Consider the following 11,790-nt stretch of genomic DNA (forward strand, 5'->3'; position numbering starts at 1 on the left):
AGCCCGCCGACGGTAGTCCCCAGCCCCACCCGCGCCGTCACCGGCCAGCCCGCGGTAGCCGGGCGCGACGGCAGCGAGCGGCGGCGCACCGGGCCCGTCAGCGGGCTGACTGCCGGCGGTAGCGGCCCGGCGCCACGCCGAACCGCCGTTTGAAGGCGGCGGCGAAGGCGAACTCCGAGCCGTACCCCACCCGCCCCGCGACCCCGCCCAGCGGCAGGTCGGTGCGCCGGAGCAGGCCGGCCGCGACCGTCATCCGCCACCAGGTCAGATAGGTCATCGGCGGCTCGCCGAGCACCTCGGTGAAGCGCCGGGCGAACGGCGCGCGGGACAGGCCGGCCTCGGCGGCGAGACCGGCCACGCTCCAACCGGCAGCCGGGTCGCGGTGCATGGCCTGCAACGCCGTGCCGACGACCGGGTCGGCGAGCGCGGCCGCCCAGCCGGCCGGGTGGGCGCCGGTGATCCAGCTGCGCAGCAGATAGACGAGCAGCGTGTCCAGCAGGGCCGGGATCAGCGCCGAGGTGCCCGCGCCGGGGGTGGTCAGCTCGGCGGCGAGCAGGTCGACGGTGGTCCGGAGGTGCCGGTGGCGCCCGTGGTCGGCGGGGACGTGGATCAGGTCGGGCAGGCCCCGGATCAGCGGGTGCACCAGGTCCGGGTCCAGCTCGTACGCGCCGCAGAGGGTGACCGTTCCGAGGTCGGCGCCGGCCACCGCGAACTGCTCCGTCACTGCGGTGGGGCCGCACGCCGGGGCGACCGGCCGGGTGGTGGCGGTGTCGGCGAGGACGTGCCCGTCACCGTGCGCGCGGAACACGATGTCGCCCGCGCCCATGGTCAGCGGCTCGGCGCCGGGCCGCGTCAGCACGCAGGAGCCGCGCAGCACCACGTGGAAGCCGGCCGAGCCGGGCACCGCCGCGAACTCCTGGGCCCACGGCGCCTGCCATCCCACCAGCGCGGACCGGGCCCGGCCGGTGCGCATCACGGCGAGCACGTCGCTGAGCACGTCCATGCGGCGAGCGTACGAGACGATGACTGCGATAACGAAGACCCTGAAGCATTCATCGTCCTGCGCGGTCTGCTTACGGTGGCGGCCATGAGAGCGATGCGCATGCATGGGTACGGCGACCCGACCGTGATCCGGGCCGACGAGATCGACAGCCCGGTTCCGGGTCCCGGCGAGGTGCTCGTCGAGGTGGCCGCGACGTCGTTCAACCCGTCCGAGATCGGGTTGCGCCGGGGGATGCTCCGGTCGATCGCGGACGTCGTCCTCCCGTACACCATGGGCTGGGATCTTGCCGGAAGGGTGACCGGGACGGGCCGTGACGTGCGCGCCGTCGCCGTGGGTGACCGGGTGATCGGCCGTCTCGACGGCGGAGCGGCCGCCGAGCTGGTGGTGGCGCCTGCCGGCGTGCTGGTCCGCGCCCCGGAGAACGTGCCCCTCGCCGACGCCGCGGCCCTCCCGATCGCGGGGGTAACTGCCTGGCAGGCCGTCCGCGAGCACGCACAGGTGCGGGAGGGGCAGCGCGTGCTGATCAACGGGGTGGGCGCCATCGGTCGTTACGCGATCCAGCTGGCCCGGCACGCGGGGGCGCACGTGATCGCCGTGGCGAGCCCGCGCAACGCCGAGGCGGCGCTGACAGCGGGGGCGCACGAGGTCAACCCGGACACGATCGAGCCGGTTGACGCCGTACTGCACCTGATCCCCGCCGAGCCGCCGGCAAGCGAGCTGCTGCGGCCCGGCGGGATCCTGGTGTCGGCGACCGTCCCGGTCGGGGTGCACTTCATCGTCCGCAACGACACCGCCGACCTGACCGCCCTGGTCGAGCTGGTCGACAAGGGCGCGGTGCGGGTCGACGTCGCGGCGCGGCGCCCGCTCACCGACCTGGCGGACGTGCACCGGGAGGCCGAGGCCGGCACCCGCACCGGGAAGACGGTGCTGGTGCCGGCCCGCTGAGAGGATCAGGTCCGGAACGGACCGGTCACGCAGTACGTGATGCCGCCGGACGACGAGCCCGACGTCCCGCGCTGCGACGAGAAGTACAGGCGGTTGCCCGCCGGGGTGAACGCCGGCCCGGTGAGCTCGGACGCGCCGTGGCCGGTGACCCGCAGGAACACCGAGATCTTGTCGTCCGGGCTGATCAGGCAGATCTCCATGTTGCCGCCGTCCTCGGCCACATAGAGGTCACCGAACGTCGAGCTGGTCACGTTGTCCACCCCGGTCAGCGGCGCCGTTCCCGGGCTGACCAGGCTGTCGTCGTACGCCAGCTCATAGGTGTTCGTCGTCAGGTTGACCTGCCACACCCGGTTGTCGCCCTTGGTGGTGAACCACACGGTGTCGTTGGCGTAGTGGCATCCCTCGCCGCCGTTGAACGACTTCGACCCGGACACCTGGTACCGGGTGGCCGTCGGCGAGCCGTCCGGGTCGGGCACGTTCTGCCAGGTGAACGAGCCGGAGGTGCCGGTCCCCGCCCGGAGGACCTGCAGCGTGCCCGCCGACAGGTTGCCCCAGGTGGTCGGCACGAACCGGTAGAACCGCCCGTCCGACTCGTCCTCGGTCAGGTAGATGACCTTCCGGACCGGGTCGGCCGCCGCCGCCTCGTGCTTGAAGCGTCCCATCGCCGGACGCACCACCGCGGTCCCGCCCAGCGGGTACGTCTCCCACACCCGCCCGAGCGAGATCTCCTCGCAGGACAGCCAGGTGTTCCACGGCGTCTTGCCGCCCGCGCAGTTCTGGTTGGTGCCGGCGAGGATCCGCGACGCGCCGGTGACGTTGCCGTTGGCGTCGAAGAGGATGCGGGAGGCGCCGCCACCCGCCGACGAGGAGACCTCCGAGTTCGACACGTAGATCCAGCCGCTGCCGTTCGGGATCACCGCGCCACCGTCCGGCGCGTCGTGCCAGACGTACGACGTGCCCGGCACGACCTGCCGCGACCGGGCGATCACCTTGCTGGTGAACCCGGCCGGGAGCTGGATGCCGTTCGCGTCGGCGGACTGCAGCGGGCCGTACGGGCCGGCCGCGTTCTGCGCCGGTGCGGCGTACGCCGCCGACCAGGCGGTGAACGGCAGTGCCAGCCCGCCCGCGCCGGCCACAGTGGCGCGCAGCAGTGATCGCCGGTCCATGAAACCTCCAAGATGTGGTGAGGTTCCAGATAGCCGGGTCAGGCTGTCCACCGGAGAAGCGCGCGGTGAACGCCGGGCGAATCGGCGGATATCAATCGAGAGCGCGGAGCTGGTGCCGCACCGCCGCGGTGATCCGCCGTTCGTCGCCGGTCGCCAGGAGGTCGAGCAGCGCGCCGCGGAGCAGCGCCAGGACGGCGGTCAACCGCTCCGGGCTGGACGGCCCGGCGGCGGACAGCACCGCCAGCCAGTCACGAACGGTGTCCGCGGCGAAGCCGGCCCACGGCCCGTCCGGCTCGATCACCGATCGCGCGTACGCCTCGACCCAGAGTTTGAGCAGCGGCCGCACCTCGTCGGTGGTGAGCCAGTCCCAGACCCGCTCGGCGGTGCCGGCCAGCCCGGCGGCCGCCCCGACGCCGCCGAGGAACGCCAGCTCGTCCGCGCGCGCCCGGGCCAGCAGCGCCCGGACCAGGCCGTCCTTGCTGCCGAACAGGAAGATCAGCACGCGCGGGCTGGAGCCGATCGCGGCCGCCAGAGGCCGCAGCGACAGGTCCGCCAGGCCGTTGTCCAGCGCGTACCGGTAGGCGGCTTCGAGAAGCTCGGTCTGGCGTGCGGACGACATGCGGAGTAGCTTACCGTTACTGAAACGGTCGTTTCAGTGGGCGGAGGTCACGATGACGCGGACAGCGGAGGTCACGGTGCGCCGCGCCGACCGGCCCGGCGACCTCGGCTGGGCGGTGATGGCGCACGGCGAGATCTACCACCGGCAGTTCGGCTACACCAGCGAGTTCGAGGCCCTGGTCGCGGGCATCATCGGCGACTTCGCCACCGGCCACGACCGGGCCCGCGAGGCGTTCTGGATCGCCGAGGTGGACGGCGTCCGCGCCGGCTGCGTCATGCTGATCGCCGACGACGAGCCCGGCGCCGCCCGCCTGCGCGTCCTCCTGGTCACCCCGGAGGCCCGCGGCCACGGCCTCGGCAGTCGCCTGGTCGAGCAGTGCCTCACCTTCGCGGCGCGGACCGGTTACCGCAAGGTCGTCCTCTGGACCACCGACGAGCAGGTCGCCGCGCGCCGCCTCTACCAGGCGGCCGGCTTCACCCTCCGCGAGTCGCGTCCGCAGCGGAGCTGGGGCCACGACCTCGTCGCCGAGACGTGGGAGCGTGTCATCGCAGGGTGAACCCGGGTCACCGCACTCCCTCGCGGGAGGGAAGCGGTCCACCTCGCCGGGGGAACCGGCCGGGAGGCCGCCCGGCCACGCTGACCTCATGCTGCCGACAACATCGAACCCTCGGACCACCGACCGCCGCCTGCTGTGGGCCGTCCTCGCCTGGACCGTCGCCTACGGCGGCCTCCGGGTGGCCTGGGCCATCGGCGAGCCGCCCACCGGGCCGTACGGTTCCGACCTCATCGTCTTCACCGGCTGGTGGACCGTCCTGCTGTGCGCCACGGCCGGCGTGATGGCGGTCGCCGTGCACCGGACGACGACCTGGCGCCCGGTGCTGGCCGCCGCGGCCTGGACGTCGGCCGGGACGCTGGTCGCGGCGGCCTGCATCCTGCTTCCGGAGCTCGTCGGCCTCCTGCTGCTCAGCCCCGGCCCGCACTTCGACCCGGTCGCCTTCGCCAGCCGCCTGGCCTGTGTCGGCGGCGCGGTCCTGCTCGGCCTGACCATCGCCGCCTACCAGCGGCGCACCCGCGGTGACTGCGCGTCCTGCTGCCGCACCGGGGCGCAGGCCCGGCCGCGCATCGAGCCGGCCCGGTGGGCACGGTGGGCCGCGTACACGGCGGTGGCCGGCCTGACCGCCCGGTTCACCGCGCAGTACGTGGTGGGCTTCGGCCTGGTGCCGCAGGACGCCCCGATACTCGGATTGGAGATCGGGATGCTGCTGGCCGGGGTGCTGCTGCCGATGGCACTGGTGCACCGGTGGGGACAGATCTGGCCGGCGTGGGTGCCGCTGCTCGGCGGCCGGACGATCCCGCGCCTGCTGCTGCTGGTTCCGGGCTTCGGTCTCGGCGTCGGGATGGTCGCTTATTTCGGCATGGGCTTCGTGCAGCTGGCGACAACCGAGCCGGTCAGCCAGTTCTCCGACACCTTCCTGGTGGCGGCGCTGTCGGCGTACTGCGTCTGGGGTCTGGGCCTGATCGCGGCGTCCACCGACTACCACCTGCGGACCCGTCGCGCGTGCGGAGCGTGCGGCCGGTGACTCAGCGCCCGGTCCAGCCGTCGATCTGCTCGCGCAGGATGTCGGCGTGGCCGGCGTGCCGTCCGGTCTCCTCGATCATGTGGACCAGCACCCACCGGCGTGCCGGTGCCGGGCCGCGGCCGGGCGGGCGTGGCGCCGGCAGGGTCAGGTCGGTCCAGGTCTCGACGACTTCGTTCGCCGCGGTGACCGCCTCCCGGTAGTCGGCGAGCAGGCCGTCGCGGCTCTCCCGGGCGACCGGCCGCAGGGTGCGCCGCAGGTTCGTGATCGGCACCGCGAGGAAGTAGAACCGCTCGACCGCCGCCAGATGCTTCACCAGCCCCAGGAGGTTGGTTCCCGAGGCCACGCCGGGCGTGCGCACCTGCGGTTCCGGCACGTCGGCGACCTTCTCCGCGACGGCCGCCCGCAGGTGGTTCAGGAATCCCACCAGGGTCCCGAGTTCGTCTGTCACCGGGCCAGCATCGACCGCACCGTTCCGAATTTGCAAGAAGTATTGCGGATCTGCATCATGGGGTGATGGCCACCACCGAGCAGGACGTCCTCGCCGGAGTCGGGCCGCGCCTGCGCGCCCTGCGCCGGGCGCGTGGCGCCACGCTCGGCGCGCTGGCCGCCGAGACCGGTCTCACCGCCAGCACCCTGTCCCGGCTGGAGACCGGCAAGCTGCGGCCGACGCTGGAGCAGCTGCTGCCGCTGGCCCGGGCCCACGGCGTACCCCTCGACGACCTGGTCGCCGCTCCGCCCGTCGGCGACCCGCGGATCCACCTGCGGCCGGTGCGCCGGTCCGGGTTCACGGTGATCCCGCTGACCAGGCGGCCCGGTGGCGTCCAGGCGTACAAGGTGATCTATCCACCGGCCGGGCGCCCGGCCACTCGCAAGCTCCAGGTGCACGACGGGTACGAGTGGTTCTACGTCCTCGACGGACGGGTCCGGTTCGTCCTCGGCGAGCAGGAGTTCGAACTCGGCCCCGGTGAGGCGGCCGAGTTCGACACCCGCACGCCGCACTGGCTCGGCAGCGCCGACGGCCGGCCCGCCGAGCTGCTCACCCTCTTCGGCCCCCAGGGCGAACGCGCCCACCTCCCCACCCCCTGACCGTGGTGATTTCGGGCGCGATTCAAACCCCGAATCCCCACGGTTCGGTACGACCTACAACCGCTCCCGTAGCTACGACGCGGCCTGGGTGCCGCCCGGGCCCGCGGGGCGACCGCCGGGCGGAGCTGCCGGGTCCTTCTCCGCGGTGTACGCATCCAGACCCACCTGGACCACCCGCCGCAGCCCCGGCAGGTCGATCGCCGCGAGGCGCCCGGACGTCTCCCACCGGGCCAGCCCCAGCCCTGTCATCCGCGCGGCGCACCGCTCCACCCGTCCCCACCTGCGCGGATCCGACCGGTAGGCCCGCGCCCCGAACTCCGCCAGCTCGACCTGACCCTGCTCCACCAGGTCGAACGCCAGCCGCCGGCCCACCGACCGCAGCGCCTGCGGCGTGAACCCGTGCGAGGTCAGGTGCCAGGCCAGCCCGCCCGGGCAGCGGTAGACGGTGACCGCCTCGCCGTACGCCTCCTGGTCGGTGGCCGCGGCGGCGAGCGCGGCCCGCTCGTCGCGGTAGCGTTTCTTGCCGCAGCGGCAGTTGTAGCGACGGCTCACCGGATCGCGCCGGCCGGGCCGCGGCCGTCTCCGAGGTCGTACATCCGGCAATTCTCTCCGATCGCTTGACCTTGCCCCTGGGGCAAGGTTCGAGAATTTCGGCATGGACACGATCACTCACATCAGCGAGCGGACCGCCGCCTTCTGCGCGACCACCGGCGTCCCCGGCGTCGTCGCCGGGATCCACCACCGCGGGGAGCAGGCCGTCGTCGCGCACGGCGTCGCCAACGTCGCGACCGGGGCGCCGATGGGCGCGGACACCGGGTTCCTGTTCGGCTCGATCACCAAAATCATGACGACCGCACTGGTCCTGCGGGAGGTCGAGCGGGGCGCGCTGGACCTCGACGCCCCGGTCGTCAGCTATCTGCCGGAGTTCCAGCTGGCCACGCCGGGCGCGGCCGAGAAGATCCGGGTCCGGCACCTGATCGACTGCAGCAGCGGCATCGACGCCGACCTGTTCTTCCCGGACGCGTGCGGCCCGGGCGCGCTGGCGACCTATGTCGAGCGGCTGGGCCGGGAGTGCGGCGCCCTGTTCGAGCCGGGCTCGCGCGTCAGCTACTCGAACGGCGGCATGATCGTCGCCGGGCGCCTTCTCGAGGTGGTGACCGCCCGGCCGTACGACGAGCTGCTGGCGACCGACATCTTCGCGGCGGCCGGGATGACCGGCGCGTGCACCTCCGCCGAGCAGGCGATCCTGCGGTCCACCGCGATCGGCCACTTCCCCGACCCGGTCACCGGCGAGGTCCGCCCGACCGGCATGTTCACGCTGCCGCGCACCTGGGGACCGGCCGGTGGCACCGCGATCGGCACCGTCGATGACCTGCTCGCCTTCGGCCGGCTCCACCTCGGCGAGGGCGCCGGGGTGCTGTCGCCGGAGTCGATCGCGCTGATGCGCACCGTGACGCACGAAGCCACCTCGCCGAACACCTCCGCGGTCGGTCTCGGCTGGCTGATCCGGGAAGTGGCCGGCACCCGGGTGCTGACCATGACCGGCGCCTCCCCGGGGGGCGTCGCCGTGCTGGTCGTCATCCCGTCGCAGGATCTGGTCTACGCGGCGTACGGCAACGACGCCCGGGTCCTCGCCCTGCACGACGAGATCGCCGACGAGCTCGCGGGCGCGCCGAGCCCCTCCTACCGGCCCGCAACGATCGACCTCACACCGTTCTCCGGAACCTTCCGCTCCGATCAGCTCCGCATCGACGTCCGCGTGGTCGGCGGCGAGCTGGAGGAGCAGGTCACCTACGAGCCGGCCGACCCGTCGCAGGAGAAGATCTTCACCGGCTTCGTCGGCGGGCCCTTCGCCGTCCCGCCGACGCGGTACGTCCCGGTCGGCGAGGGCCTGTTCGCCCCGGCCGGGGTGCCACTGGACGGGCTGTCCCCGCACTACCTGGTGTCGTACCCGGACGGCGGGGCCTTCCGGTGCTCCGGCGGCCGGCTCACCCGGCGCGCCGCGGTCTGACACGATGCGTGCCATGACGGAGGATCCGGCCGGGCGGCGGCACCTGCTGACGATCGGCCGGCTCGCCGGTTACGCCGGGGTCACCGTCAAGGCGGTCCGGGTCTATCACGAGCGGGGCCTGCTGCCCGAGCCGGCGCGCGACGCCGCCGGCTACCGGCGGTACACCGCCGATCACGCCGTCCAGCTCGTCAAGATCCGCACGTTGGCCGAGGCGGGCGTGCCGCTGGCCCGGATCCGGGAGCTGCTGGCGGCCGGCCCGGAGCAGTTCGCCGCGGCCATCGAGGAGATCGACAGCGGCCTGCGGAAGCGGGCCGAGGAGTTGCGCCGCACCCGGCAGCGCATCGCGCAGCTCGACGGCGGCGACCGGTTGTTCGTGTCGGCGGAGGTGGCCCGCTACCTCGGCCTGCTCCGCGACGCCGGGATCAGCGAGCGGGTCGTCCGGCTGGAACGCGACCTGTGGATCCTGCTCCAGGCGGTGGCCCCGGACGCGGCGGCTGCCTGGGCCACCGACAAGCTGGAGGCGATGGCCGACCCGGAGTTCCGGGCGATGTACGCGGCTTACGACGCCGCCTTCGACTGGCCGGCCGACGACCCTCGGCTGCCCGCGCTGGCCGCGCGCGCCCGGCGGTGGTTCGCAGGCCGGGCCGCCGGGACCGAGGCGGCGCCGCCGGCGGATCCGGTGGCCGCCCGGCTGGCCGCCCTCACCACGAGCGCGATGTCACCGGCCTGGATCCGGATCGCCGAGCTGGCCGGCGGGAGTTGAGTCTCCCTCGGGTCCCGCTGCGGCACGGGACGCCCGCCGCCGAGTGGATCCTGAAGTGACCGTCCGGCCTCAGCCCAGGCAGAGACAGAACGGGTGCCCGGCCGGGTCGAGCAGCACCCGGAACTGCTTCCCCGGCTGATGCGGGTGCCGGGTGGCGCCCAGCTCCAGCACCGCCGCCTCCGCCGCGTCCAGGTCGTCCACCACGGCGTCCAGGTGCATCTGCTGCGGCGCGTCCTGACCGGGCCAGGCCGGCGGCGTGTACGGGTCGACACGCTGGAAGGAGAGGCACTGCCCGTAGTCGGCCCGGACGTCCGCCCAGTCATCGTCGCCCTCGACCGTCCAGTCCAGCATCGCGCCGTAGAAGCGGGCGAGCGCCTGCGGGTCCGGGCAGTCCAGGACGACACTCGGGAAACGCGCGATGGCCATCTCAGTCGCGCCCGCGCAGCAGGGCCACCTGGAACGGCCGAAGCTCACCGGTGGCGATGCCGCTGGCGACAGCGGGGTCCTCTTCCATGATCTGCCGGGCCGCGGCCTCGTCCGGCGCCTCGATGATCGCCACGCCGGTGTTGGTCTCGCCCAGCGTCGGACCGGCCATGATCAGGACGCCGTCGGCCATCAGCCGTTGCAGGCGGGCGAAGTGGCTTCCCCACACCGCCTGCTCGGCCTCGGTCATGGTCGCCGCGAAGTCGCTGCGCGGCGGGTGCAGAAAATAGATCCACTCAGCCATGGCCGGATTCTGCCATGGCTGAGTGGGGGGACGGGGAGGACGGAGCCAGGGTGTCGCGGCCGGACACCCTGGCGTTCAGTCACTGGTAGACGCGGACGTAGTCCACCAGCATCTGGCTCGGGAACGGGGTGGTGGCGTCGATCGGGCCGGGGAAGTCCCCACCGACGGCCAGGTTGAGGATCAGGTAGAACTTGTGGTCGAAGATCCACGGACCGCGGGTGTTCTCCACGGTGGCCTTGTCGGCGTTGAAGACCTGCCGGCCGTCCAGGAAGAACCGGATGCCCTTGCTGTCCCACTCGGCCGCCCAGACGTGGTAGTCCTGGGACAGGTCCACCGTCGCGTACTTCTGGCCGTACCCGCCGGCGCCGTTGTACGCCGGGGCGTGCAGCGTCGAGTACGCCTCGTTCACATTGCGCCCGAGCACCTCCATGATGTCGATCTCGCCGTTGTACGGCCACGGGCGCCCGGTGAGGAAGTCGTCACCCATCAGCCAGAACGCCGGCCACAGCCCGTTGCCCTTCGGCACCTTGACCCGGGCCTCGATCCGGCCGTACTGCACGCTGAACTTGTTGCTGGTGTTCATCCGGTGCGAGGTGTACTGCCGGCCCTGGTAGTCCTGCCGGCGGGCCTCGATGACCAGCGAGCCGGAGCCGTTCATGGCGGCGTTCTCACTGTTCGGCGTGTAGTACTGGATCTCGCCGTTCTGCGGGACGCCCGGGTCCATGGTCCACTTCGAGCCGTCCGGCTTGCTGCCGGCGGCGCCGTTGAACTCGTCGGCGAAGACCAGCCGGGTGGCGGGGAACACCGGGTCGGCGGGCTGCGCGGGCGGGGCGGTCGGGCTGCCGCCGGTGCCGTAGACACTGAACTCCCACAGCGAGTACCCGTAGGCGCTGCTGCGGGCGGTGCCGTACATCCGGACGTAGCGGCCGGTGCCGGTGGCGTTGATGACGTCCTTCAGGCCGTCACCGGTGGTGGTGCCGTAGATGCGGGTCCAGTTCGCGTTGTCCGCGGACACCTGGATCTCGTAGCTGCGGGCGTAGGCTGGGTCCCACTGCAGCACGACCTGGCTGATCTGGGCGGTGGCGCCCAGGTCGACCGAGATCCAGCCCGGGTCCACCCACCCGTTGGTGGAGCTGGTCGCCCAGCGGCTGGCCGGGTCGTTGTCGAACGCCTTGTCCGGGCTGCACGGGTTGCAGTTGACGTCGTTCTGCCACGTCGAGGCCTGCGCCGGCTTGCCGTAGGAGAGCAGCCGCGTCGATCCGGCGGGCGGCGGCGTGGTGGGCGGGGTGGTGGGGCCACCGTCGCCGGAGTAGACCTGGAACTCCCAGAACGAGTAGCCGTACGCCTCCAGCGCCCGCTGCGTCAGGTTGATCCGCACGTACCGCGCGGTGCCGGCGACGGTGATGCTCTGCTGCCCGCCGGTGCCGGTCGTGGTGGCGTACGCCTGCGTGAACGTGCTGCCGTTCGTGGAGAACTGGATGGTGAAGCCTCGCGCGTACGCGGCCTCCCAGTTGATCGCGATCCGGCTGACCGCGGTCGGGGCGCCGAGGTCGACCTGGAACCACTGCGACGCGGCGAACGCGCTGGACCAGCGGGTTCCGGCGTTGCCGTCGACCGCTTCGCCGGCCTGGTAGGCGCCGGCGGCCTCGGTGGACGAGGCCGTCGCCGCCTTGCCCTGGGACACCAGGACCTCGGCGGCCGCGGCCGGGGTGGTGGTCATGGTGAAGAAGCCGGCCATCAGGCCGGCGAGGGCCGCGCTCAGGGCGACCTTTCTGGTACGGCCGAAGCGTGGCCGTTTCCGGACAGGAGTGATCATGGGGACGGGGCTCCTCGATGTGTCGAAGCTGTTTCCAGGTGGGGAACAACCTGTGAAAGCGCTCTCTTGCCGAC

At 72.8% G+C, this 11,790-nt stretch carries 14 protein-coding genes; 6 read left to right on the forward strand and 8 right to left on the reverse strand.

All coding sequences use genetic code 11. From position 1 onward, the window contains the following. Positions 1–97 precede the first annotated feature (97 nt). Positions 98–1,003 carry an AraC family transcriptional regulator gene (locus tag AC0NH5_RS12600; RefSeq protein ID WP_474402996.1) on the reverse strand — a complete coding sequence of 302 codons (906 nt, stop codon included), beginning with the start codon at positions 1,001–1,003 and terminating at the stop codon, positions 98–100. An 84-nt stretch (positions 1,004–1,087) separates the two neighbouring features. On the opposite strand from AC0NH5_RS12600, the gene AC0NH5_RS12605 reads away from it, so the two are divergent. Then, positions 1,088–1,948, forward strand: coding sequence for an NADP-dependent oxidoreductase (locus tag AC0NH5_RS12605; RefSeq protein ID WP_474402998.1), 861 nt, complete (start codon positions 1,088–1,090; stop codon positions 1,946–1,948). 5 nt (positions 1,949–1,953) lie between these two features. Here AC0NH5_RS12605 and AC0NH5_RS12610 read toward each other — a convergent pair whose 3' ends face one another. Next, positions 1,954–3,114 (reverse strand): alkaline phosphatase PhoX, encoded by a 1,161-nt coding sequence (locus AC0NH5_RS12610; RefSeq protein WP_474403000.1) that lies wholly within the window; start codon positions 3,112–3,114, stop codon positions 1,954–1,956. 91 nt (positions 3,115–3,205) lie between these two features. Beyond that, a complete protein-coding gene (locus AC0NH5_RS12615) occupies positions 3,206–3,733 on the reverse strand; it encodes a TetR/AcrR family transcriptional regulator (RefSeq protein WP_474403002.1) in 528 nt (175 codons plus the stop codon). Positions 3,734–3,785: 52 nt separating this feature from the next. Between AC0NH5_RS12615 and AC0NH5_RS12620 the strand changes: the two genes are divergently transcribed. Next, a complete protein-coding gene (locus tag AC0NH5_RS12620) occupies positions 3,786–4,289 on the forward strand; it encodes a GNAT family N-acetyltransferase (RefSeq protein WP_474403004.1) in 504 nt (167 codons plus the stop codon). A gap of 88 nt (positions 4,290–4,377) precedes the next feature. Then, entirely contained in the window at positions 4,378–5,313 is a 936-nt protein-coding gene (locus tag AC0NH5_RS12625) for a hypothetical protein (RefSeq protein WP_474403006.1), read from the forward strand. Position 5,314: 1 nt separating this feature from the next. Here the strand turns inward: AC0NH5_RS12625 and AC0NH5_RS12630 are convergent, their stop codons facing one another. Then, a complete protein-coding gene (locus AC0NH5_RS12630; protein ID WP_474403008.1) occupies positions 5,315–5,761 on the reverse strand; it encodes a DinB family protein in 447 nt (148 codons plus the stop codon). A 65-nt stretch (positions 5,762–5,826) separates the two neighbouring features. On the opposite strand from AC0NH5_RS12630, the gene AC0NH5_RS12635 reads away from it, so the two are divergent. Continuing rightward, entirely contained in the window at positions 5,827–6,399 is a 573-nt protein-coding gene (locus AC0NH5_RS12635; RefSeq protein WP_474403010.1) for an XRE family transcriptional regulator, read from the forward strand. A gap of 72 nt (positions 6,400–6,471) precedes the next feature. Here AC0NH5_RS12635 and AC0NH5_RS12640 read toward each other — a convergent pair whose 3' ends face one another. Beyond that, complete coding sequence (locus tag AC0NH5_RS12640; protein ID WP_474403012.1) at positions 6,472–6,951, reverse strand: hypothetical protein; 480 nt, start codon at positions 6,949–6,951, stop codon at positions 6,472–6,474. Positions 6,952–7,054: 103 nt separating this feature from the next. Between AC0NH5_RS12640 and AC0NH5_RS12645 the strand changes: the two genes are divergently transcribed. Then, the gene (locus AC0NH5_RS12645; protein WP_474403014.1) at positions 7,055–8,410 is read left to right on the forward strand and encodes a serine hydrolase domain-containing protein; all 1,356 of its coding nucleotides are present in this window, start codon (positions 7,055–7,057) and stop codon (positions 8,408–8,410) included. Between the two features lie 13 nt (positions 8,411–8,423). Continuing rightward, positions 8,424–9,173 (forward strand): MerR family transcriptional regulator, encoded by a 750-nt coding sequence (locus AC0NH5_RS12650; RefSeq protein WP_474403016.1) that lies wholly within the window; start codon positions 8,424–8,426, stop codon positions 9,171–9,173. A 69-nt stretch (positions 9,174–9,242) separates the two neighbouring features. Here AC0NH5_RS12650 and AC0NH5_RS12655 read toward each other — a convergent pair whose 3' ends face one another. From AC0NH5_RS12655 to AC0NH5_RS12665, 3 genes are all read right to left on the reverse strand, one after another. Continuing rightward, the gene (locus tag AC0NH5_RS12655) at positions 9,243–9,599 is read right to left on the reverse strand and encodes a VOC family protein (protein ID WP_474403018.1); all 357 of its coding nucleotides are present in this window, start codon (positions 9,597–9,599) and stop codon (positions 9,243–9,245) included. A gap of 1 nt (position 9,600) precedes the next feature. Beyond that, positions 9,601–9,900 (reverse strand): YciI family protein, encoded by a 300-nt coding sequence (locus AC0NH5_RS12660; RefSeq protein WP_474403020.1) that lies wholly within the window; start codon positions 9,898–9,900, stop codon positions 9,601–9,603. Positions 9,901–9,979: 79 nt separating this feature from the next. Then, entirely contained in the window at positions 9,980–11,716 is a 1,737-nt protein-coding gene (locus AC0NH5_RS12665; RefSeq protein WP_474403022.1) for a galactose-binding domain-containing protein, read from the reverse strand. Between the last annotated feature and the right edge of the window lie 74 nt (positions 11,717–11,790).

Source organism: Actinoplanes sp. 13 (genome assembly GCF_056134165.1).